The sequence below is a fragment of the Aeromonas sp. QDB68 genome (assembly GCF_027707405.1).
Taxonomy (GTDB): domain Bacteria; phylum Pseudomonadota; class Gammaproteobacteria; order Enterobacterales; family Aeromonadaceae; genus Aeromonas; species Aeromonas caviae.
Window position 1 is genome coordinate 89,484 of record NZ_JAPCIQ010000005.1, and the last position, 21,404, is coordinate 110,887.

Consider the following 21,404-nt stretch of genomic DNA (forward strand, 5'->3'; position numbering starts at 1 on the left):
CCACCGATACGAAGACGGATTTCACCATGCTCAACAAGCTGATAGAGCGACTGCGCGGCAGCCTCTCGACCCTGCTCTATTTCATCAACACCCTGTTCTGGTTTGTCCCCGTCCTGCTGCTTGGCCTCATCAAGCTGCTGCTGCCCTTCAAGGGGGCGCGACGTCTCTGCAACACACTCCTGGACGGCTGCGCCACCCACTGGATAGGTTTTAACAATCTGATCCAGAAAACCATCATCAACACCCCTTTCGATGTGGTCGGAGTGGACAAAGGGCGCCGGAATGAGTGGTATATGGTGATTGCCAACCACCAATCCTGGGTCGACATATTGGTATTGCAGCGGATTTTTAATCAAAAAATCCCCTTCCTGAAGTTTTTCCTCAAGAAAGAACTGATTTGGGTACCTTTTCTCGGCCTGGCCTGGTGGGCGCTGGATTTCCCCTTCATGCGGCGATATTCGCGCAAGTTGCTGGAAAAGAAGCCGCATCTGAAGGGAAAAGACATAGAGACTACGCGCCAGGCCTGTGCCAAGTTCCGCCATATGCCGGTGAGTGTGATGAACTTCGTGGAAGGGACCCGCTTCACCGTCGGCAAGCACGACAAGCAAGGGGCACCCTATCGTCATCTGCTGCACCCGAGAGCAGGGGGCATCGCCTTCACCCTGGCGGCCATGGGGGATCAACTGCACAAGCTGGTGGATGTGACCATCGCCTATCCCGGCGGCGTCCCCAGCTACTGGGACTTCATGTGCGGTCGGGTCAAGGAGATCAAGGTTCGGGTCCGCTTTCTGCCGATCGAACGCAATCTGGTGGGGGATTACTTCAATGACCCCGAGTTCCAACAAGAGTTTCAACAGTGGTTGAACGGGATCTGGCACGAGAAGGACCAGACTCTGGATAAGCTGCTGGCGGACAAGACGCAGTAAGACACTCATGCCAAACCTGCTCCCGGGCCCCCTGGTGCTGTTCATCAGCGCCGGCCTGACCATACTGTTTACCGCCCTGTGTGCCAGCCTGATCCTGCTGGTTTCTCTGGCCAAACTGCTGCTGCCCGTGCCGGCCTTTGGTCGCGCCTGCAGCCGGCTCAACAATCGCTTCATGGGCCTGTGGCTCGGTTGCAACGCCCTGGTGATCCGCCTCACTACCCGCATCGACTGGCAGATTGAGGACAATACCCGGCTGCGCAAGGATGGCTGGTATCTCATCATCAGCAACCACATGAGCTGGACCGATATCGTGGTGCTAGGCCACCTGTTTCGCAATCGGCTGCCGGTGCCCAAGTTCTTCATGAAGCACGAGCTCATTTACATCCCGCTGCTGGGGCTCGCCTGCTGGGGGCTGGACATGCCCTTTATGCGCCGCTATTCGAGAGAGTTTCTGTTAAGAAATCCGCATCTGCGGGGCAAGGATATCGAGACCACCCGCAACGCCTGCGAGAAGTTTCGCCACATTCCCACCACCGTCATCAACTTCGTGGAGGGGACCCGCTTCACCGATCAGAAGCGCGAGGCCACCCGCTCCCGCTATCGCCATCTCATGCCCCCCAAGGCGGCAGGACTCGCCTTCACCCTGGCAGCCATGGGCGATCAGTTCGACAGCCTGATCAACGTCACCATCAGCTACCCGGACAACTCCGACACCCCCTTCAAGGATTTCCTGATGGGGAAGATGAAGCGCATCCGGGTGCGGATCGAGGAGCTGCCGGTGGACGAGCAACTGGTGGGGGATTACTTCAACGACAAGCAGTTCAAACGCGGTTTCCAGGAGTGGCTGAACGCACGCTGGAAGGAAAAAGACGACATGCTGGCTCAGTGGCAGGCGGCCGATGCGGCGGCTCAGACCGATCCGCAGGCAGCCAAGGCGAGCGCTGAGGCCAGCTCGGGCAGCTGATCCTCGCTGAACACCGCGATGCCATGGCGGCGCAGCAAAGCCGTGGTCTTGCCCTCTCCCGCCAGTGAAACCCCTTCGAAGCTGCCATTGTAGATGCGACCGCTGCCGCAGGAGGGGCTTCCCTCCTTCAGAAGGGCGAAGCGAATGTCCTGCTGCTGACAGAGGGCCAGCGCAAGGGCGGCGCCCCGATCGAACTCCTCCGTCACATCCAGCCCGCTTTCGGTGACCACCCGCTCCCCCTGGCGCTCGGCAGGGGGGCGTGGCGTCGGAAGGCCACCCGCCACCTCGGGGCAGAAGGCCAGCGCCCGCCCCTCGGCTCCCAGCGCCTGCAGCCAGTCGCTGACAATCCCCTTGCTCTGGCCGTCGTAACGTACTGGCTGCCCCAGCAGACAGGCGCTCACCAGCACCTTGTGCATTCCCGTCTCTCCCATGCTTTGACTTCCTGTGTGAGGTGCCAGTGCACCAGACCCGCGATGGGGTGACAATCCGGCTTTCGCAGACATCGGCTTATGCTTCCGCACCGTGCATCACCTGATCGAACATGACGCAACAGGGGGTCTCCAGCCGATAGAGGATGGCGGGACGTTGCTTGCCGGTGCGCTTGCGCCCTGTGTCCACCAGGATGTCGGCACGGTGGAGCCGCTTGCGAAATGCGGCCGTGTTCATGGGGGTCTGCAGGACGATCTCGAACGCCCGTTGCACCTCGGAGAGGGTGAATTCTGCCCCCAGCAGATGCAGCGGCAGGGTGCTGTAACGGCTCTTGATGCGCAGCCGCTCCAGCCCCATGGCGACCAGCTTGCCGTGATCGAAGGCGAGTTGCAGGCCGGGCAGATCGTCCAGAGGATGCCAGCGACCGCGCACCGCCCCCCCATCGGGATCCGCCAGACAGAGATAGACGAGGGTGGTGGACCAGCCGCGGGGATCCCGCTCCAGGTTGCCGAGGGTACAGACCTGCTCGCTGTAGCAGTGCTCCAGCCCCCACTCTGCCAGCAGGCGATGGCGAGCCGCGTCCAGATCCCGATCCCGGGTCTCGTCGATGCGCAGGGCCGGCAACTGCCAGCAATGGGCAAAGGGGGGGCGATCCCGGGTCTCGAGAAGTAGCTCGAGCCGCTCCTCGCGCAACCGCAGCACCACCATATCCAGACTCATTCTCGGCATCCTGGTCGACCTGCTCGCCTTCTAATAATGTTTGGTAGATAATATCACAAGAATATTATGTGAAGGAGTCATCCATGGGAATCATCGCCAGCCTGGATATTGATGCGCAGAAGGGATTCACTCCCCTCTGCCCGAACGAGCTGCCCGTCGCTGGCGGGAATACCATAGTGGCGGCGCTCAATGCCCAGGCTGCCCTCGCCACCCTGCGAGCCGGCAGCAAGGATGCCCACCCCGCGAACGCCCCCTGGGTGGTGACCGAACCCGTCGCCATGTTGCAACCCCTTGCACTGGCGAATGCCGATCTCACCTGGCCGGCCCACTGCGTGCCCGGCACACCTGGGTTCGAGCTGCTCGACGGCCTGCCCGCCCCCATCGACTACGACTTCTTCGTCTGGAAGGGGGTCGAGCCGGACCTGCATCCCTATGGCGCCTGCTATCACGACCTGGCGGAGCGGCGCAGCACCGGGCTCATCGAGTTTCTGCAAGCCCGCGGCGTCACTACCGTGCTGGTCGGCGGCCTCGCCACCGACTATTGCGTCAAGACCAGCGTGCTGCAACTGCGTCGCGCCGGTTTCCGGGTCATCGTCCACCTCGACGCCTGCCGCGGCATCGCCCCCGAGACAATCGACCAGGCCCGCACCCGGATGATCGAGGCCGGCGCCGAGCTGGCCCAGGCCTTGGCCGACATTCAACGCCTGCTGGATGCCTGATATGCCTTCCATTTTCCACTGCCCACCCGACACCGGCGCCCCCCCGTCACAGATGCAGCCAGAGTGCGTTGCCCGCGCAGCACTCATCACAGGAGCCTGATATGCCTCCCATCCTCCACAGCCTGCTCGACACCGATGCCTACAAGCTGCACATGCAGCAGGCGGTGTTCCATCGCTATCCGGATGCCGACGTCGTCGCCGAGTTCCACAGCCGCAACGAAGAAGATCTGCTGCCCATGATGGGCCAGATCGAGGAACAACTGCGCCTCGCCGGCTCCCTGCGCCTGGCCCGGTCCGAACTCGACTTCCTGGCCGAACGCCCCTTCTTCACGCCCGACTACCTGGACCACCTGCGCCGCAAGCCGCTGGACGCCTCCCTGCTCAAGGTGTTCGAGCAGGATGGCCGCATCAATGTGCGGGTCGAAGGCCCCTGGCAGGACGTGATCCTGTGGGAGATCCCGGTGCTCGCCATCATCAGCGAGATGCGCAACCGCTTCCGCTATCCCCAGTTCGGCGTCAACCAGGCACTGGAGCGGCTCGATCAGAAGATCGACAAGCTGGAGCGGGAGCTGAGCCGGGAGGAGATGAGCGAGTTCAACCTCATCGACTTCGGCACCCGTCGCCGCTTCTCCCTCGCGGTACAAGACGCTGTGGTGGGTCGTCTCAAGGAGCGGCTGCCGGCGTTTCGCGGCACCAGCAACTACCTGCTGGCCCAGAAATACCGGTTGCCCGCGGTGGGTACCCAGGCCCACGAGTGGTTCCAGGCCCACCAGCAGCTCGGCTTCCCGCTGGAGCTCAGCCAGCGCGCCGCCCTCACCAGCTGGCTGGACGAATTCACCAACCACCTCGGTATCGCGCTCACCGACTGCATCACCATGGATGCCTTCCTGCGTGACTTCGACTTCGAGCTGGCGAGCCGCTACCAGGGGCTGCGCCACGACTCCGGTGACCCCGTGGTCTGGGGCGAGAAGGCCATCAGCCACTACCAGCGCCTCGGCATCGATCCCGCCACCAAGACGCTGGTCTTCTCCGACGGCCTCGACCTCGACAAGGCAGTCCGGCTGTTCCGCCACTTCCGCGGTCGCATCAACACCAGCTTCGGCATCGGCACCAAGCTCACCTGTGATCTGCCCGGGGTCACCCCGATGAACATCGTCTTCAAGCTGATGGAGTGCAACGGCGGCCCGGTCGCCAAGATCTCCGACAGCCCGGGCAAGACCCTGTGCCGGGACGCGGACTTCATCCGCAACCTCAAGCAGGCCTTCCACGTCGGGGTATAAGACGCCTTTTTGAGTGTCCCATCTTGCGCACTGCGCCGATGGCCCCCTACCATGACTCACCTGAAAGGTCCGGCCCCCCGTCGGACCTTTCGCTTGTTCGAACGCCAGACCACAAGGAACCACCCATGACCTCCAAATGGATATTCGCCCTCACCACCCTGCTCGCCAGCCTGAGCGCCGTCGCCGCCGAACCGCTGCGGGTCTCCGCCATCCCGGACGAAGCCCCCACCGAACTGCAACGCAAGTTTGCCCCCCTGGGTGACTACCTGGCCGAGAAAACAGGCCGCGAGGTGGTGTTCGTGCCGGTCAACGACTACGCCGCCGTGGTCGAGGCGCTGGCCGCCGGCAAGCTGGACATGGCCTGGCTCGGGGGCTTCACCTATGTGCAGGCACACCGCCGTGCCGACAAGGTGGTACCCCTGGTGCAGCGTCAGGAAGATGCCCAGTTCACCTCCAAGTTCATCGCCAATGCCGACAGCGGCATCAAGACCCTGGCCGACACCAAGGGCAAGGACTTCGCGTTCGGCTCCCCTTCCTCCACCTCCGGTCACCTGATGCCACGCCACTTCCTGGCCGAGCAGGGCATCAACCCGGAACGTGACTTCGCCCACGTCGCCTTCTCCGGCGCCCACGACGCCACCGTCGCCTGGGTCGCCTCCGGCAAGGTGCCGGCCGGTGCGCTCAACGCCTCCGTGTGGGAGAAGCTCGTGGAAGAGGGCAAGGTCGACACCACCAAGGTCAAGGTGATCTGGACCACCCCGACCTACTTTGACTACAACTGGACAGTACGCGGTGATATGGATCCGGCCCTGCAAGAGAAGATCAAGCAAGCCTTCCTCAGCCTGGATCCGGCGGTGCCCGCCCAGGCCGAGATCCTCAAGCTGCAACGCGCTACCCGCTTCATCGAGACCAAGCCCGAGAATTACCTGGGCATCGAAGCCGCCGCCACCCAGGCCGGCCTGCTGAAGTGATCGCCGTCGCGCTGGACGGGGAAGGATTGCGGCTCGGCCAGAGCCGCATCCTGCAGCCGTTCAACCTGCAGATAACGGCAGGCGAGTGCGTGGCCATCATAGGGCCGAGCGGCGCGGGCAAGACCAGCCTGCTGCGGCTGCTCGGCACCGAGCTGCGCGGCGAAGGCAGGCTCACCCTCTGGGACCAGGATCCCTGGACCCTCTCCACCCGGGACCGCCAGCGGCTGCGCAGCCGGATCGGCATGGTCTGGCAGCAACCGCCGCTGCCCGCCTCCCAGCAGGTGGTGACCGCCGTGCTGGCCGGCCGGCTCGGTCAGTGGTCCCTCGGCCGTTCCTTACTCTCCCTGCTGCGCCCCTGCGACCCCGAAGGTGCGCTAGCCGAGCTGGCGCGCCTCGGCCTCGCCGACAAGTGGCAACAGCGCTGCGGCGAGCTCTCCGGTGGCCAGTTGCAGCGGGTCGGCATCGCACGGGTGCTCTATCAGCAGCCGGATCTGATCCTGGCCGACGAGCCCGTCTCCGCCCTCGATCCCGTGCTCGCCCAAGGCAGCCTGGATGCCCTGCTGGCACAGGCCCGCGCCCGGGGCAGCACACTCATCGCCAACCTGCATGCGGTCGAGCTGGCGCTCGGCCGTTTCCCCCGCATCATCGGCCTGCGGGAGGGGCGAGTGCTGTTCGACTGTCCGGCGGCGGCCGTCACCCCGGCCATGCTGGCCGAGCTCTACGCCGGTGATGACGAGGCGGCGGCGTGTTCAATTTGACTAGCCGCTGGCGCCATCCCCTGCCCTGGTTGCTGCTGCTCATCGGCTACAGCCTGTGGCAACAGGCCGACGGCTGGCTCGGCCTGTTCGACGGCCAGAGCTGGCGGCAGATGGGCAACTTCCTCGCCACCAGCTGGCCGCCCCGCATGGATCGGGACTTCCTCGTCCTGACCCTGACCGCGACCCTGGAGAGTCTGGCGGTCGCGACATTGGGACTGGCGGGCGCCCTGCTACTCGGTGTGCCGTTCGCCCTGCTCGGCTCCCGCGCCCTGTCGCTGGCCGAACTGGGGCCGGTGCCCAGCCCGCTGCGCGGCGCCTTTCGGGCCCTCTCGCGCCTCGTCGCCATCGTGCTGCGCAGCCTGCCCGAGCTCATCTGGGCGCTACTGTTCGTGCGTCTGTCGGGGCTCGGGCCGCTCGCCGCCATCCTGGCCATCGCCGTCAGCTACGGCGGCATGCTGGCCAAGGTCTACAACGAGATCATGGAGAGCGGTGCCCTGCAACCGGCCCGCGCCCTGCTGCTGGGCGGTAGCGGCCGGCTGCAGGCGCTCTGGTACGGCGTGCTGCCTGCGGTGCGTCAGGAACTGCTCTCCTACACCGTCTACCGCTGGGAGTGCGCCCTGCGCGCCTCCGTCATCATGGGCTTCGTCGGCGCCGGCGGGCTCGGTCAGCAGCTCGAACTCTCCCTGCGCATGTTTGCCGGTGGCGAGGTGGTGACCCTGCTGCTGGCCTTCATCCTGCTGGTGACGCTCGCGGATGGCCTCAGCGCCTGGCTGCGCCACAGCCGCTCCCCCGGCCTGCTGTTGCTGATCTGCCTGGGGCTGGCCGCTGTCCTCGCGCTGTATCAGCTCGACTGGCGCATGCTGAGCTTCTCACTGGGGGGCCTGGGCACCTTCCTGGGGGAGTTTTTGCGACCGGACTGGTCATGGCCCTTCCTCAAGACAGTGGCTATGGGCCTGCTCGATACGGTGCAGATGGCGCTGCTAAGCACCCTCTTCAGCGCCCTGCTGGCCCTGCCGCTGGCCTGCCTCGCGCGCCACTGCTGGCCGCTGCGGCTGCTGTTCAACCTGCTGCGCTCCGTGCCCGAACTCATCTTCGCCAGCCTGCTGGTGATCGCGGTCGGACTGGGGCCGGTGGCGGGCATACTGGCGCTGACCCTGCACACCACCGGGGTGCTGGCGCGGTTGTTCGTGGAGACCCTGGAGAACGCGGATCCCGCCCCCCGCCTCGCCTTGCAGCTGAGCGGGGCCGGCCCTACGGCCTGCTTCTGGTACGGGGTGTTCCCCCTGGTGGCGCGCCAGTGGCTGGCCTACAGCCTCTATCGCGGCGAGATGAACCTGAGGGCCGCCACCATACTCGGCGTGGTTGGCGCCGGCGGCCTGGGACAGCAGCTCTATGTCTCGCTCAGCCTGTTCCGCTACGACCAGACCGCCACCCTGCTGCTGGCCATCCTGCTGCTGGTCTGGCTGGCGGAGGCCCTCAGCCGTCGCACCCGCTTGCCGCGCCCGGCCCCCAGCCAGCGGGATTGCCAGATCTGATCCCCGCCTTGCATGGCCCTGATAAACAAAAAGCCCGCCGGTTTGCACCGGCGGGCTTTTTTCACGAGGTCAGTCTGGATCAGTCTTTCTTGGCCAGCAGGAATTGCACCAGCTGGTTGAACTGCTCCTGGGAGGTGATGGATTCGATCTTCACCATGTACTTGCCGTTCACCAGGAAGGCCGGCACGCCGCGGACGTTGTAGCTCTCGGTGTTGCGGTCGAACTGGGAGACCATGCCGGAAACGGCGAAGCTGTCGACAGCACCGTCGAACTCCTCGGCCGGCACGCCGTTGTCCACGAAGATCTGCCTCACGTCACCACGGCTCTGGGGGATCTGGCGCTGGGTGTGGATCTTGTCGAAGATGGCCGGGGTCAGCTTGCCTTCGACGTTCAGCAGGTTGGCGACGGCGTAGGCACGCTGCATCTCGGGCCCCATCTCGCGGCCCAGGAAGGCGACCGGGTTCTTCTTCATGGGTACGCCTTCCGGCAGGCTCTTCGCCAGCTCTTCGGCGATCGGTTCGAACTTGGCGCAGTGCGGGCAGAAGTAGGAGAAGAACTCCATCACTTCAGGCTGGGCGCTGCCGGTCTGGGTGACCACGTCATAGTTGACGCCTTCCTTGAATTGCGGGGCGGCGTGAACCATGGGGATCATCAGCATGGCAGCGAGGAAAAATAGTACTTTTTTCATGACGTTTCCTGTTAAGGGATCACTGTGAGGCACGCCCGGCGAACCGAAGCAGTCCAAGCCTATTGCCTCACCCTCGTGCCGTCAATGGCAAAGGCAGACAGGCGGGACCGCCATCCCGCCTCCCACGGGCACCTTGCCGCTGTGGCAATGGTACGGGCGACACCACCAATGGACGCCCCGTGGCGTGGCGATCTGCCGGGTTCGCGCCCCTACCACTGCGGCATCAGGCTGAGCGGCGGGGCCTTCAATGCCTCGAGCTGATCATGCAGGGTCGCAATCTGCTGGCGCCAGTAGTGTTCGGTGTTGAACCAGGAGAAGTGGCGGGGGAAGGCGGGATCTTCCCAGCGTCTTGCCAGCCAGGCCATGTAGTGGACGATGCGCATGGCACGCAGCGGCTCGATGAGCGCCAGCTCCCGCGGGTCAAACTCCATGAACTCCTCATACCCCGCCAGCAGGGTATCGAGCTGGATCTGCTGCTCATGACGCTCCCCGTTCAGCATCATCCAGAGATCCTGGATGGCGGGGCCGGTGCGGCAATCGTCGAGATCGACAAACAGGGGGCCGTCACGCCACAGGATGTTGCCCGGGTGGCAGTCCCCATGCAGGGAGATGCGTGCCACATCCAGGGTCATGGCGTCGCATACGTGCCGGATCAGCTCGTCCAGCACCCCGAAGAAGGACTTGGCCAGCCCGCTCGGCAACCACTCGCCTGCCGCCAGCAACTGACGCGGCTCGTGCAGCATGCTCTCCACATCCAGCGGAACCCGGTGATGAAAGGCATGGCTGGCACCGACGCTGTGGATGCGACCGAGGTAACGCCCCACCCACTCCAGCTGGTCCAGGTTGTCCACCTCGAACTGACGCCCCCCGACGCTCTGCCAGATGGCGAAGGGGTAGCCCTGATGCTCCAGCAGGGTCTCGCCGGCAAAGGCAATGGGAGCGGCGACCGGGATCTCAGTTTCACAGAGGCGAGCGGCAAACGCGTGCTCTTCCAGGATCTGGGCCCGGCTCCAGCGACCGGGGCGGTAGAACTTCACCACGTAGCGACGGCGATCCTCATCCTGGAACTGATAGACGCGGTTCTCGTAACTGTTGAGCTCGATAAGGCCGGAGTCGATGCGCAAGCCGCTGAGATCGATGGCATCCATGATGAGATCGGGATTGAGGTCGGAATAGTTGAAACGCATGTCATCCACCATAGAAAAGGGGCGCTGTTGCGCCCCATTCTATCACCACTGTCTGCCCTTGCCGTGCATGGCGGTGCGCCTTGCCGTCACAACCTGCTGATAAACTTGCTCGGTTGGCGCAAAGTCCCCTTGCTGTCGTCCGGCGCCGCGCCTTCCCGCTTGAGCACGAACTGGACGTCCAGAGTGGGCCGCTTCAGGTTGAAGGGATCCACCGCCAGGCTCACCGGCAGGGTATAGATCTCGCCCGCCTTCAGTGTCACCTCGCGGGGTCCGAACCACTGGTACTCCGGCAGCCCTTCCACGTCCAGCCGGTAGGTCTGGGAGTTCAGGGTCTTGTTGAGGATCTTCAGGGTATAGGTGTTCTCGATGAGCCCTTCACTGTTTTCCCGGAACAGCTGGTTGCGATCACGCAGGATGTCGAGCCCCATGGGCATGATGGACATGGCGTTATAGACGAAGACCCCCAGCATGACGACCATCACCAGGCCATAGCCAATCAGCTTGGGCCGCGCCACCTGGGTTTCACTGTGGGCCAGCTTGTGCTCGGTGGTGTAACTGATGAGCCCCTTCGGATACCCCATCCGCTCCATGGTCTGATCGCAGGCGTCGACACAGGCGCCGCAGTTGATACACTCGTACTGCAGGCCGTCACGGATGTCGATACCAGTCGGGCAGACCTGCACGCAGAGGTCGCAGTCGATGCAGTCCCCCAGCCCCAGCGCCTTGGGATCGGCCTTGCGACCACGGGCACCGCGGGTCTCGCCACGCTGGCTGTCATAGCCGACGATGTAGGTGTCCTTGTCGAACATGGCGGACTGGAATCGGGCATAGGGGCACATGTGGATACACATGATGGCGCGCATCCAGCCGGCGTTGCCATAGGTGCAGGCGGCAAAGAACAGCACCCAGAAGATGACCCAGCCTCCCGCCTGCAGGGTGAAGAAATCGGGCACCAGGTGGAAAACATCCTGGAAGTAGGCGACGAAGGTCAGCCCCGTGCCCAGCGACAGCAGGATCCAGGCCAGGTGCTTGGCGCCCTTCCGGGCCAGCTTCTCGCCGCTCCAGGGCGCCGCATCCAGCTTGCGACGCTTGTTGGCGGCCCCTTCCAGCTTCTCCTCGAACCAGATGAACAGGAAGGTCCACACCGTCTGGGGACAGAGGTAGCCGCACCAGACCCGACCCAGGAAGGTGGTCACAAAGAAGAGGGCGAAGGCCGCGATCATGAAGACCCAGGCCAGCAGGGTGAGATCCTGCGGCCAAATGGTGGCACCGAAGATATGGAACTGCTGGTGCTCCAGATCGAACAGCACCGCCTGACGGCCGTCATAACGCAGCCAGGGCAGGAGTACAAAAAGCGCGACGAAGAACCAGCCCATGGCCTTGCGCACCCGCTGCCAGTAGCCGGTCTGGGAGCGGACATAGATGCGGTTGCCGGGGTTGAACCTGTCATCTCCCGCCTTGAAGGTGTTGGGATTGAAAGTCCCGGTGACGTCACCGGTCACATCCTTGATGTCGATCTTGTCCTTGTCGGCCATTGCAACACATCGCTCCACTCATATTGTTATGAAAGCGATTATATCTTAAACAACCTGCTAATTGTGTGGGTTAAATGTATCTATAGTTCGAGTCCCGTCGCAATTTCAGGCAACAAAAAAGGCCCATAACCAGTTGACTATGCGCCTTTTCACAGATTCTCTTGAAACCTTTCTCTGATGGCGATATGACGCCCGGATTACTTGATGCCGCGGGCCTTGAGCAGGGCTTCCTTGAAGTCGGGCACGTGATCCTTGGCCAGCCCCGGGATCATCGCCTGCTTGTCGGATTCCCGCATCTTGAGGTGGTAGATCAGCATGTCGTCGGTCAGTGCGGACAGCGGACCGTCAAATCCCGCCTCCTCGGCCAGTTTGGCAACAAACTGCACCAGGCTGAGATCCTGCTCCTTGATCCAGGCAGGCTGCAGCAGTTCCAGCAGCTCTTCGATACGATGACATTGCATAGACGACCTCTTTAATCTGTCTTGTGAAACTCAGGCAACCTTACCCATCAAGGCTACTTCGATACGATCCCGGCCATTATGCTTGGCCTGATAGAGCGCCGCATCCGCTTTCTGGATGAGCTCGGCAATAGAGTGATGCTGGTCCGGCACCAGGGTCGCCACCCCGAAGCTGCAACTGACCCGCCCCGAGACCCGGGATTTGTGGTGGGGAATGCCGAGGGCTCGCAACGAGGTACGCACCTGCTCGGCGATCTGCATGGCCCCCTGCAAGGTGGTGCAGGGCAGCAGCAGGGCGAACTCCTCTCCGCCGTAACGGGCAGCGAGATCGTCTTCCCGCCGCAGCACTTCGGCCAGCAGGCTCGCCACCTGTTGCAGGCACTGGTCCCCCACCTGGTGACCATAGTGATCATTGAACTGCTTGAAGTAGTCCACATCCACCAGCACCAGAGAGAGAGGCGCCCTGGCACGGTGACAGCGACGCCAGGCGCGCGCCAGGGAGTCGTCGAGATGGGCCCGGTTGGCGATGCCGGTCAGACCGTCGAGGCGGGACGTGAGCTTGAGGTGCTCGGAGACCGCCTTCAGCTCGGCCACCAGATCCGCATTGGAAAAACTGTGGTAGAGAGAGGCCACCTGATCCCGCCGCAGGCGCCGCAGCAGTGTCGGCAGAAAGACGAACAGATACCCCGCCAGCATGCAGGAGACGATACGCTCCTGGGTGTTGCCGCCACTGAGCTCGAACAACATGGCAAACCCGAGGGGCAGCACGGCCCCATAGAGGGTACGACGGCTGCCGAACAGCATGATGGCACTGCCGGTCAGGATCAGGCTGGAGAGCATCATCATGGCGGCACGATAGGTGTCTGGCAGCTTGTCCATGTAGAGCAGCACGCCCAGTGCCCAGACGATGGAGGTGATGGTCACCCCGACAAAGAGCTCGCGCTCGAGCACCGGCAGCGGAAGCTGTGCCAGCCTGGGCTGGCGCCAGCGCAAATGCCACCAGCGCCCCAGCAACAGCAGCAGGACCAGACCGAGCCAGCCCAGCGACTCGCTGGCCGGCAGGTAATCGTGGAACAGCAGGCTCCAGCTGATCGCCAGCAGCCCCAGGCAAGGCAGGCTGAAGGAGGCATGGGTATAGAGCTGGACCATGATGGCCCGCCGCACCTGATATTTCACACTCTGTGTCAACTGGGTACTCCCTGTACAAGAGCCGCACAGTTTAACACTCCCCTTTCCTGCTCAACAATCAATCGACCGCTATTAAGCTGCCACTCAGCGCGTCCTCTCCCGCACAGGCTCCGACAGACCCTTCTCTGCAGGGTCAAATGGCGCAGCCCTCCCTCACCCTTTCTCCAGCTCGTCGAGGATGGGGCACTGGGGATTCGCATCTCCGTGACAGCAGCTCACCACCTCCTCGAGGGCGCTGAGCATGGCTTGCAAACCGGCGATGCGGGAGCGCAGATCGACGATTTTCTCCTGGGCCAGCTTCTTCACCTGGGCACTGGTTCTGTGCTCGTCCCGATAGAGCGCCAGCAGCTCCTGACACTCCTCCAGATTGAAACCGGTCTCCCGCGCCCGCTTGACGAAGCGCAGCTCCCGCAGGGAGGCATCCGTATAACTGCGATACCCGTTATCGCTGCGCACCGGCGACGAGATGAGGCCGATGCTCTCGTAGTAGCGGATGGTCTTGGCGGTCAGGCCGGTGGCCTTGGCGACCTTGCTGATGTTCATGAATGACTCCTTTGGGATTCAGATGCACGCAGGCTGCCCGCCCGGGGCTGCCAGCGCTTCAATAACAGGGAATTGCTCAAGACGGTGATGCTGCTCAGGGCCATGGCCGCCCCCGCCAGCTCGGGGCTGAGGTAACCCAGTGCCGCCAGCGGAATGCCGATGATGTTGAACACGAAGGCCCAGAACAGGTTCTGCTGGATGGTGCGCCAGGTGGCCGCCGAGATGTCGATGGCATCGGCCACCAGCCGCGGATCAGACCGCATGAGGGTGATGGAGGCGGTCTCCATCGCCACGTCGGAGCCGGAGCCCATGGCGATACCCACATCCGCCGCCGCCAGCGCCGGGGCGTCGTTCACCCCGTCCCCCACCATGGCGACCAGCCCGCTGGTTTGCGCCCGCAGCGCCTCCACTTTCTCCACCTTGCCGGCTGGCAGCACGGAGTCAAAGGCCCCGTCCAGCCCCAGTTTGGCGGCGATATGGGCCACCGGCGCCGGCGCATCACCGCTCACCAGCCAGCTGGCGATGCCGCGCTGACGCAGGGTGGCGATGGCATCCGGACTCTCGGGGCGCAGGGTATCGGCCAGCGCCGCAATGCCAGCCACCACGCCGTCGATGGCCACCCAGACCCGGGTCGCGCCGTCGGCAGGCTGTTTATCCTGCGCGGGCACCTCAATGCCGAGCTGGGCCAGCAAAGAGCCATTGCCGATGGCGACCGTATGACCGGCGACCTGACCGACAATACCGGCACCGACCCGCACCTCCACCGCCTCCGGCTGGGGCAGCGTAGTCTCCTTGCCGACCGCCTCGCGCATGGCCAGCGCCAGCGGGTGTTCGCTCGCCTGCTGCAGGGCGGCGGCAAGACGCAGCTGCTCGGCTGTGCCGCTCCAGCTCGCCAGCACGGGCCTGCCCTGAGTGAGCGTACCTGTCTTGTCGAAGATAAGCGCCTTGATGGCGTGGGCCTTCTGCAGGGTATCGACATCCTTGATCAGAATGCCGTGGCGCGCCGCCACCCCGGTACCGGTGACGATGGCCGCCGGTGTGGCCAGCCCCAGCGCACAGGGGCAGGCGATCACCAGCACGGCCACCGCCGCCAGCAGCGCCTGACCGAAGTCGTTACTGATGGCGTACCACACCGGCAGGGTGAACAGGGCGATGGCCATCACCACCGGCACGAACACGGCGGAGACCTTGTCCACCAGCTGTTGCAGCGGCGCCTTGCCCATCTGGGCGTTCTCCACCAGTGCGATGATCTTGCTGAGGCTGGAGTCCTCCCCCACCGTAGTGGCTTCAATTTCCAGCACGCCGGAGCGGTTGATGGCACCGCCCAGCACCTTGTCGCCCGCACTGCGCAGCACCGGCAGGCTCTCACCGGTGAGGATCGACTCGTCCAGCTCGCTCTCGCCGCTCACGATTTTGCCGTCCACCGGCACCCGCTCACCCACCAGCACCCGCAGCCGATCACCGCGCAGCACCTCATCGATGGCGACGCTCTGCCAACTCTCGCCACGCCAGACGGTGGCGGTTTCCGGCCGCAGCGCCATCAGTTCGCGAATGGCGGACTGGGTGCTGCGTCTGGCCCGAGCCTCCAGCAGTTTTCCCAACGAAATCAGGGTAATGATGATGGCGCTCGCCTCGAAATAGAGCTTGCCGCTGGCAGCCATCCCCAGCGTCAACAACAGATAGAGACTGTAGAAGTAGGCGGCGCTGGTGCCGGTGGCCACCAGCACATCCATGTTGGCGGAGCGGTTCTTGATGGCAAGCCAGGCGCCGCGATAGAAGCGGGCCCCGATCCAGAACTGCACCGGGGTGGCGAGCAGCAGCTCCAGCCAGGCGGGCAGATGCCAGGGGAACAACCCGGCCATGGCCAGCATCCCCACCAGCAGCGGCAACGTCAGCAAAGTCGAGACGATGACCCGGGTTTGCGCCTGACGGGCGCTGGCGGCCTCCTGCGCTTCCCGCTCCAGCAACTGCTGGCGGCGGCCGCTGGCCGAGCCCTGCGCCAGTTGGGCGCCAAAGCCGAGGGCCTCGATCTGCTCGCGCAGGGCCGCGGGCGTCTGCATCCCGGGTACCAGCACGATCCGGGCCTGCTCGATGGAGAAGTTGACGTCGGCGGAGATGATGCCGGGCAGCGCCGCCAACATCTTGTTCAGGCGGGCCGAGCAACCGGCACAAGTCATACCGGTAATTTGAAACAGGATGGTCTCGCTGCCGTAGTCGTAACCCTGCGCCTGGATGCTCTCCAGCACCGCCGGCAAACGATCAGGGCTGGCCAGCTCGATGGCGGCTTGCTCCAGCGCGAAGTTGACGGTGGCCGATACCCCGTCGAGCTTGTTGAGGGCGGTCGTGATGCGGCCGGCGCAGTTGGCGCAGCTCATGCCGCTGAGCGGCAACTGCAAATGAATGGGTGATTGAAGATGAGTGGTCATGTTGTTCCTCCCCGGAACCCGTCGGCACCACAAAACGCCGACTGGCAAACCCTAACCTTTACTGTAAGGGCAAACTCAAGCCACATGATCCACTTTTTTCAGATGAAAAAAACGGCGCCCGTTTGCTGCCAGAGAACAAACGGGCGCCGCATTCAGCTATTGCGCGGTGTGAGCGGAGCTCAGATACCGTACTGGGCGCGGTAAGCCTTCATGGCGGCCAGTTGCGCCGCCAGCTCCGGCTGTTCGGCCTGCTTCTCTTCCAGATACTGGATCAAGTCGCTCATCTGGATGATGGCGATGATGTGAGCGCCGTAGTCACGCTCCACTTCCTGAATGGCGGAGAGCTCGCCCTTGCCCTTCTCCTGACGGTCCAGCGCGATCAGCACGCCAGCCAGGGAGGCGCCGTTGGCCTGGATCAGATCCATGGATTCGCGGATGGCGGTGCCGGCAGTGATGACATCGTCCACCAGCATGATGCGCCCCTTGAGCGGGCTGCCCACCAGATTGCCACCCTCGCCGTGATCCTTGGCCTCCTTGCGGTTGAAGCACCAGGGCACGTCCACATCGTGCTGCTCCACCAGCTGCACCGCGGTGGCGGAGGCAATGGGGATCCCCTTGTAGGCCGGGCCAAACAGCACATCAAACTCGATACCGGCATCCATCAGGGCGGCGGCGTAGAAGCGGCCGAGACGGGCCAGATCGCGGCCGCTGTTGAACAGGCCGGCGTTGAAGAAGTAGGGGCTTTTACGACCGGATTTCAGGGTAAATTCACCGAATTTGAGGACCTGTTTCTCCAGGGCGAACTCGATAAATTGACGCTGGTAGGCTTTCATTCTGGCTCCTTGCTTGGCTTGTCGTTGTCTTGTGTGGGGGTATAAAAAAACGCGGTCAATGCCGCGTTTTTAAAATCATGCAAGCGACTGCTTCTGCAGCGCAATGATGTCGGCGATGCCGCCCTTGGCGAGCGCCAGCATGGCCAGCAGCTCCTCGTGGGTGAAGGGTTCGGCCTCCGCGGTGCCCTGCACCTCGATGATGCGACCATCTTCGGTCATCACCACGTTCATGTCGGTCTCGGCGGCGGAGTCTTCGATGTACTCCAGATCGCAGATTGCCTCCCCTTCGAACATGCCGACGGAGACGGCTGCGATCATCTGCTTGAGCGGGCTCTGTTTGATCAGCCCCTTCTCCACCATCCAGTTCAGCGCATCCACCAGCGCCACGCAGGCCCCGGTGATGGCGGCGGTGCGGGTACCACCGTCGGCTTGCAACACGTCGCAGTCAACGGTAATGGTGTGCTCGCCCAGGGCACTCAAGTCCACCGCCGCGCGCAGGGAGCGGGCGATCAGACGGGAGATCTCCAGGGTACGGCCGCTCTGCTTGCCGGAGGCCGCTTCGCGGTTCATCCGGGAGTGGGTGGAGCGCGGCAGCATGCCGTACTCGGCAGTGACCCACCCCTGCCCCTTGCCTTTGAGGAAGCGCGGCACGCTGGTGTCGACGCTGGCGGTGCAGAGCACGCGGGTGTGGCCGAATTCCACCAGCACGGACCCTTCAGCATGCTTGGTGAAGTGGCGGGTGATGGTTACCGGACGCACCTGGGCGGCGCTGCGATCGCTGGGACGGGACATGGGACTGACCTCTGGGCTGGCTGAATTGGCGCAGGAGTATAAGCGATCGCTACTCAAATATCAGCCGCTAAAACCACCTCGTCGGCTGACGGAGCAGGCCTGGCTGAGTATACTGGCCGCACACTTCATCAAGCCCGGAACAATCAATGATTCACAGCATGACCGCCTACGCCCGCAAGGAACTCAAGGGCGACTGGGGCACAGCCGTTTGGGAAATTCGTTCGGTCAACCAGCGCTATCTGGAGACCTACATTCGCCTGCCGGAACAACTGCGCAGCCTGGAGCCGGTTCTGCGTGAGCGCTTCCGCGCCAAGCTGCAGCGCGGCAAGGTGGAGTGCAACCTGCGCTTCGAGGCCGCCCAGGCCGCCGCCAGCCAGCTGCACATCAATGAAGAGCTGGCCAAACTCATCATCGAGAGCGCCAACTGGGTGATGAAAGAGGCGGGCCAGGGTCAGCTCAACCCGGTGGACGTGCTGCGCTGGCCGGGCGTGATGGCTGCCGCCGAGCAGGACATGGACGTGGTCGCCACCGAGCTGATGGCCGGCTTCGACCTGACCATGGAAGACTTCCTCGCCTCCCGCGCCAGCGAAGGGGCCAACCTCAAGGCGCTGATCGAACAGCGTCTGGCCGGCATTCAGGTAGAAGTGAAGAAGGTGCGGGAGCACCTGCCGCAGATCATCGAGTGGCAGCGCCAGAAGCTCACCGACCGCCTGGCCGAGGCCAAAGTGGAGCTGGATCCTGCCCGCATCGAGCAGGAGATCGTGCTGCTGGCCCAGAAGATCGACGTGGCCGAAGAGCTGGATCGCCTGGAGATGCACATCAGCGAAACCAACAAGATCATGAAGAAGGGTGGCGCCTGCGGCCGTCGCCTCGACTTCATGATGCAGGAGTTCAACCGCGAGTCGAACACGCTGGGCTCCAAGTCGATCAACGCCGAGGTGACCCAGTCCGCCGTCGAGTTGAAAGTGCTCATCGAGCAGATGCGCGAGCAGATCCAGAACATCGAGTGATCTCCCTCATCGATGCACCAGCCCCCGCCACCCGGGGGCTTTTTTATGCTCGTTTCCCGCAGCTCTCAGCCGCTTGACTGATGGCAACCCCTAGCAAAGGGAGCCCGACATGTACCATCACGCAAAGAGGGTCTGCCATGCAGACTCTCTCCTTCTTTTCTATGCATCCCCCACCCGCGCAGGCTAGACCGGTGACTTCAGCCTTCGGCTGCGTAGCAGCAGGGGGAGCTGGTAGAGCACCAGGGCGCCCAGCACCAGGCCGGCGCCGGCCAGCTTGGCGGGGCCCAGCGGTTCGTCATAGAAGAGGGTGCTTAAGATCAGGGTCCAGACCGGTTCGAGCAGCATCAGCAGGGCGGCGTGGGCCGTGGTCATCCGGCTCAGGGCGTGGGTGAGCAGCCAGTAACGCAATGTGGTGGCGATCAGGACGCTGGCCGCAAACCAGCCCCAGATGCCCTGGCTGATGTCGGCGGGCCACTGCTCGGTCAACAGGGAGAGCAGGGTGCCGAGCAGTCCGGTCACCGCCAACTGGATGCAGGTGAGCCAGGTAGGAGGGATGGACTGGGCGAAGTGGCGGTGCACCGCGAGCTGGACCCCCAGAGTGGCGGCCGCCGCCAGAAACCAGAACAGGGAGAGCGACACGCCCCAGTGGGTGCTGCTGGAGAGCAGCAGCAGACCCGCGACGGCCACGGGCAGAGTCAGCCAGTAGTGGCGGCCGGGTCTGGCCTTGAAGGCGGCCCAGGCGGCGAGCGGCGCCATCAGGGTGGCCACGCTCATGATGAAGGCGCCGCTGCCGAGGGCATCGCTCTGGCTGATGGCGGTAACCCAGAACAGCAGGCTGGCCCCGAGCAAGGTGCCGCACCCGGCGGCACGCAGCAGTTGTGAGCCACTGGGGGGCGGCTCGCGCAACCAGGCGAGCGGCAAGAGCAGCAGGGCGGCCAGCAGGAAGCGGCTGCCGATAAAGGCGGCGGTGGGCAGTTCGCGAATCGCCTCTTTCGAGAAGAGCCAGCCAGCGGCGGCCAGCAAGGTGACCAGTATCATCAACAGCAGGGGAGCGCGGTTCATCGGGGCATCACAGGGTCAGGGGCAAAGGGCAGAGCATAAAGGAAAGAGGCGCGGATTGTCTCCCGGGGTTTGGCAGACATGCTGGCGAGGCGGCCACCACGCCGCCCCGCCTCAGTCGTCACTTTCCAGGCTGGCGAGGCAGTGGGAGAGGGTGCGCGCCAGCGCCCCCTGGTTGCGCAGCACCACGGCGCGGGCCTGCTCCCCCATCTCGCGGCGGGCAGGGGCATCGCCGAGCAGGGTGCTCACCCGGTGGCCGAGCGCCTCGGCGTCCGCCACCACGGCCGCGCCACCCTGGGCCACCAGCTGGCGGGTGATGTCGCTGAAGTTGAAATAGACGGGGCCGGTCAGGCAGGGTTTGCCCAGCGCCGCCGGTTCCAGCAGGTTGTGACCGCCCACGGGCACCAGGCTGCCACCGACAAAGGCGAGATCCGCCGCCGCCAGCATCAGCGGCAGCTCGCCCATGGTGTCACCCAGGTAGATCTTGTCCCTCTCGCCGACCGCACTGCCCGCGGTGCGCCGCACGCAACCGTAGGGAGCGCACAGCTCGGCCACCCGATCGAAACGCTCGGGATGGCGCGGCACCAGGATGAGCAGGGCGGAGGGATGTGCCCTGAGCACCCGATCGAAGGCGGCCAGCACCTGCTCGTCTTCCCCCTGGTGGGTACTGGCGGCGATCCAGACAGGTCGTGCCTCCCCCAGCTGCTGGCGCAGGGCGCGGCCCCTGGCCTGTACCTCGTCGCCAAACTGGATGTCGAACTTGATGGAGCCGGTCACCGCCAGCCGGTTGCGCGCTATGCCCAGCCGATGGAAGCGATCCGCATCGTCCTGATGCTGGCAGAGCAGGTGGGTCAGCGGGCGGCTCAGGGCATCGAAGGCCCCCTGGAAGCGACCATAGCGCTGACAGGATCGCTCCGAGAGGCGGGCATTGAGGATGGTCACTGGCAGGTGCCGTGCCTCGCAGGCCGCCAGCCAGTTCGGCCACAGTTCGGTCTCCATCACCCAGAGGGCGCGGGGCTTGACGGTGCTCAGAAACGCCGAGACGGCCCAGGGATAGTCGAGAGGCGCATAGCGGTGCACCACCAGATCCCCGAGCTTGGCCGCCTGTTCAGCGCCGGTGCGGGTGGTGGTGGTGAGCAGAATGGGCAAGGCGGGCTGCTCCGCCTTGAGGGCGCGGATGAAGGGGGTGATGGCCAGCGTCTCCCCCACGCTCACCGCATGGATCCAGAGGGGAGCCTCCTGTCCGGTCGGCGGCATTCGTCCCAGATGCTCGGCCCAGCGCGCCCCGAAGCCGGGCTTGCCTTTTTTGGGCTTGTAGAGCGCCAGCAGCGCCAGGGGCAACCCCAGGTGGATCAGCAGGTTGTAGAGCAACCGGTAGATCAT

The 21,404-nt window shown here is 64.1% G+C and carries 21 protein-coding genes; 8 read left to right on the forward strand and 13 right to left on the reverse strand.

Annotated elements, in window-relative coordinates; all coding sequences use genetic code 11:
- Positions 1–26: 26 nt before the first annotated feature.
- Positions 27–926, forward strand: a complete 900-nt coding sequence (locus tag PG892_RS03185) for an acyltransferase (RefSeq protein ID WP_113977656.1) — start codon at positions 27–29, stop codon at positions 924–926.
- Positions 927–933: 7 nt separating this feature from the next.
- Positions 934–1,890 (forward strand): acyltransferase, encoded by a 957-nt coding sequence (locus PG892_RS03190; RefSeq protein WP_113977655.1) that lies wholly within the window; start codon positions 934–936, stop codon positions 1,888–1,890.
- On the opposite strand, the gene PG892_RS03195 is transcribed toward PG892_RS03190, so the two are convergent.
- A complete protein-coding gene (locus PG892_RS03195; protein ID WP_069652406.1) occupies positions 1,836–2,321 on the reverse strand; it encodes a DUF523 domain-containing protein in 486 nt (161 codons plus the stop codon). The genes PG892_RS03190 and PG892_RS03195 overlap by 55 nt on opposite strands.
- A gap of 76 nt (positions 2,322–2,397) precedes the next feature.
- A complete protein-coding gene (locus PG892_RS03200; protein ID WP_029314880.1) occupies positions 2,398–3,048 on the reverse strand; it encodes an NUDIX hydrolase in 651 nt (216 codons plus the stop codon).
- A 74-nt stretch (positions 3,049–3,122) separates the two neighbouring features.
- Here PG892_RS03200 and PG892_RS03205 point away from each other — a divergent pair, with 74 nt between their 5' ends.
- From PG892_RS03205 to phnE, 5 genes are all read left to right on the forward strand, one after another.
- On the forward strand, positions 3,123–3,758 hold the full coding sequence (locus tag PG892_RS03205) for a nicotinamidase (RefSeq protein ID WP_113977654.1): 636 nt from the start codon (positions 3,123–3,125) through the stop codon (positions 3,756–3,758).
- A gap of 101 nt (positions 3,759–3,859) precedes the next feature.
- On the forward strand, positions 3,860–5,038 hold the full coding sequence (pncB, locus tag PG892_RS03210) for a nicotinate phosphoribosyltransferase (RefSeq protein ID WP_182956198.1): 1,179 nt from the start codon (positions 3,860–3,862) through the stop codon (positions 5,036–5,038).
- A gap of 125 nt (positions 5,039–5,163) precedes the next feature.
- The gene (locus tag PG892_RS03215) at positions 5,164–6,009 is read left to right on the forward strand and encodes a putative selenate ABC transporter substrate-binding protein (RefSeq protein ID WP_113977652.1); all 846 of its coding nucleotides are present in this window, start codon (positions 5,164–5,166) and stop codon (positions 6,007–6,009) included.
- Entirely contained in the window at positions 6,006–6,767 is a 762-nt protein-coding gene (locus PG892_RS03220) for a phosphonate ABC transporter ATP-binding protein (RefSeq protein WP_043153387.1), read from the forward strand. The genes PG892_RS03215 and PG892_RS03220 overlap by 4 nt, the downstream gene beginning before the upstream one ends.
- Positions 6,755–8,302, forward strand: a complete 1,548-nt coding sequence (phnE, locus tag PG892_RS03225; protein WP_052365706.1) for a phosphonate ABC transporter, permease protein PhnE — start codon at positions 6,755–6,757, stop codon at positions 8,300–8,302. The genes PG892_RS03220 and phnE overlap by 13 nt, the downstream gene beginning before the upstream one ends.
- A gap of 79 nt (positions 8,303–8,381) precedes the next feature.
- Here phnE and PG892_RS03230 read toward each other — a convergent pair whose 3' ends face one another.
- The 9 genes from PG892_RS03230 to rph all read right to left on the reverse strand — a co-directional run bounded on the left by PG892_RS03230 (position 8,382) and on the right by rph (position 17,952).
- Positions 8,382–8,990, reverse strand: a complete 609-nt coding sequence (locus tag PG892_RS03230; protein ID WP_113977650.1) for a thiol:disulfide interchange protein DsbA/DsbL — start codon at positions 8,988–8,990, stop codon at positions 8,382–8,384.
- 209 nt (positions 8,991–9,199) lie between these two features.
- Entirely contained in the window at positions 9,200–10,189 is a 990-nt protein-coding gene (locus PG892_RS03235; RefSeq protein ID WP_042016426.1) for a serine/threonine protein kinase, read from the reverse strand.
- Between the two features lie 74 nt (positions 10,190–10,263).
- Positions 10,264–11,712 (reverse strand): cytochrome c oxidase accessory protein CcoG, encoded by a 1,449-nt coding sequence (gene ccoG, locus PG892_RS03240; RefSeq protein WP_010676097.1) that lies wholly within the window; start codon positions 11,710–11,712, stop codon positions 10,264–10,266.
- A gap of 197 nt (positions 11,713–11,909) precedes the next feature.
- Positions 11,910–12,173, reverse strand: a complete 264-nt coding sequence (locus PG892_RS03245) for a YihD family protein (protein WP_010676098.1) — start codon at positions 12,171–12,173, stop codon at positions 11,910–11,912.
- A 30-nt stretch (positions 12,174–12,203) separates the two neighbouring features.
- Complete coding sequence (locus PG892_RS03250; protein ID WP_041211999.1) at positions 12,204–13,358, reverse strand: GGDEF domain-containing protein; 1,155 nt, start codon at positions 13,356–13,358, stop codon at positions 12,204–12,206.
- A gap of 153 nt (positions 13,359–13,511) precedes the next feature.
- Complete coding sequence (gene cueR, locus PG892_RS03255) at positions 13,512–13,901, reverse strand: Cu(I)-responsive transcriptional regulator (protein WP_010676100.1); 390 nt, start codon at positions 13,899–13,901, stop codon at positions 13,512–13,514.
- Positions 13,898–16,327, reverse strand: a complete 2,430-nt coding sequence (locus PG892_RS03260) for a heavy metal translocating P-type ATPase (RefSeq protein ID WP_113977649.1) — start codon at positions 16,325–16,327, stop codon at positions 13,898–13,900. Before PG892_RS03260 ends, cueR begins: the two co-directional genes overlap by 4 nt.
- Positions 16,328–16,506: 179 nt before the next feature.
- Positions 16,507–17,160: an orotate phosphoribosyltransferase gene (gene pyrE, locus PG892_RS03265; RefSeq protein WP_010676102.1), complete on the reverse strand. Its 654-nt coding sequence runs from the start codon at positions 17,158–17,160 to the stop codon at positions 16,507–16,509.
- Between the two features lie 75 nt (positions 17,161–17,235).
- Complete coding sequence (gene rph / locus PG892_RS03270) at positions 17,236–17,952, reverse strand: ribonuclease PH (RefSeq protein WP_010676103.1); 717 nt, start codon at positions 17,950–17,952, stop codon at positions 17,236–17,238.
- A 146-nt stretch (positions 17,953–18,098) separates the two neighbouring features.
- On the opposite strand from rph, the gene PG892_RS03275 reads away from it, so the two are divergent.
- Positions 18,099–18,962, forward strand: a complete 864-nt coding sequence (locus PG892_RS03275) for a YicC/YloC family endoribonuclease (protein WP_010676104.1) — start codon at positions 18,099–18,101, stop codon at positions 18,960–18,962.
- 183 nt (positions 18,963–19,145) lie between these two features.
- Here the strand turns inward: PG892_RS03275 and PG892_RS03280 are convergent, their stop codons facing one another.
- Together PG892_RS03280 and waaA are read right to left on the reverse strand one after the other, a co-directional pair.
- Positions 19,146–20,024, reverse strand: coding sequence for a DMT family transporter (locus PG892_RS03280; RefSeq protein WP_104452100.1), 879 nt, complete (start codon positions 20,022–20,024; stop codon positions 19,146–19,148).
- A 111-nt stretch (positions 20,025–20,135) separates the two neighbouring features.
- The gene (gene waaA, locus PG892_RS03285; RefSeq protein ID WP_113977647.1) at positions 20,136–21,404 is read right to left on the reverse strand and encodes a lipid IV(A) 3-deoxy-D-manno-octulosonic acid transferase; all 1,269 of its coding nucleotides are present in this window, start codon (positions 21,402–21,404) and stop codon (positions 20,136–20,138) included.

What these genes read in the sequence shown, in the direction of transcription:
- pncB (WP_182956198.1), top strand. Translation starts at nt 3,860, where the DNA reads ATGCCTCCCATCCTCCACAGCCTGCTCGACACCGATGCCTACAAGCTG.
- waaA (WP_113977647.1), bottom strand. Translation starts at nt 21,404, where the DNA reads ATGATCTACCGGTTGCTCTACAACCTGCTGATCCACCTGGGGTTGCCC.
- PG892_RS03235 (WP_042016426.1), bottom strand. Translation starts at nt 10,189, where the DNA reads ATGGTGGATGACATGCGTTTCAACTATTCCGACCTCAATCCCGATCTC.
- PG892_RS03215 (WP_113977652.1), top strand. Translation starts at nt 5,164, where the DNA reads ATGACCTCCAAATGGATATTCGCCCTCACCACCCTGCTCGCCAGCCTG.
- ccoG (WP_010676097.1), bottom strand. Translation starts at nt 11,712, where the DNA reads ATGGCCGACAAGGACAAGATCGACATCAAGGATGTGACCGGTGACGTC.
- PG892_RS03190 (WP_113977655.1), top strand. Translation starts at nt 934, where the DNA reads ATGCCAAACCTGCTCCCGGGCCCCCTGGTGCTGTTCATCAGCGCCGGC.
- rph (WP_010676103.1), bottom strand. Translation starts at nt 17,952, where the DNA reads ATGTCCCGTCCCAGCGATCGCAGCGCCGCCCAGGTGCGTCCGGTAACC.
- PG892_RS03200 (WP_029314880.1), bottom strand. Translation starts at nt 3,048, where the DNA reads ATGCCGAGAATGAGTCTGGATATGGTGGTGCTGCGGTTGCGCGAGGAG.
- PG892_RS03205 (WP_113977654.1), top strand. Translation starts at nt 3,123, where the DNA reads ATGGGAATCATCGCCAGCCTGGATATTGATGCGCAGAAGGGATTCACT.
- PG892_RS03185 (WP_113977656.1), top strand. Translation starts at nt 27, where the DNA reads ATGCTCAACAAGCTGATAGAGCGACTGCGCGGCAGCCTCTCGACCCTG.
- PG892_RS03280 (WP_104452100.1), bottom strand. Translation starts at nt 20,024, where the DNA reads ATGAACCGCGCTCCCCTGCTGTTGATGATACTGGTCACCTTGCTGGCC.
- PG892_RS03260 (WP_113977649.1), bottom strand. Translation starts at nt 16,327, where the DNA reads ATGACCACTCATCTTCAATCACCCATTCATTTGCAGTTGCCGCTCAGC.
- cueR (WP_010676100.1), bottom strand. Translation starts at nt 13,901, where the DNA reads ATGAACATCAGCAAGGTCGCCAAGGCCACCGGCCTGACCGCCAAGACC.
- pyrE (WP_010676102.1), bottom strand. Translation starts at nt 17,160, where the DNA reads ATGAAAGCCTACCAGCGTCAATTTATCGAGTTCGCCCTGGAGAAACAG.
- PG892_RS03230 (WP_113977650.1), bottom strand. Translation starts at nt 8,990, where the DNA reads ATGAAAAAAGTACTATTTTTCCTCGCTGCCATGCTGATGATCCCCATG.
- PG892_RS03245 (WP_010676098.1), bottom strand. Translation starts at nt 12,173, where the DNA reads ATGCAATGTCATCGTATCGAAGAGCTGCTGGAACTGCTGCAGCCTGCC.
- PG892_RS03275 (WP_010676104.1), top strand. Translation starts at nt 18,099, where the DNA reads ATGATTCACAGCATGACCGCCTACGCCCGCAAGGAACTCAAGGGCGAC.
- PG892_RS03195 (WP_069652406.1), bottom strand. Translation starts at nt 2,321, where the DNA reads ATGGGAGAGACGGGAATGCACAAGGTGCTGGTGAGCGCCTGTCTGCTG.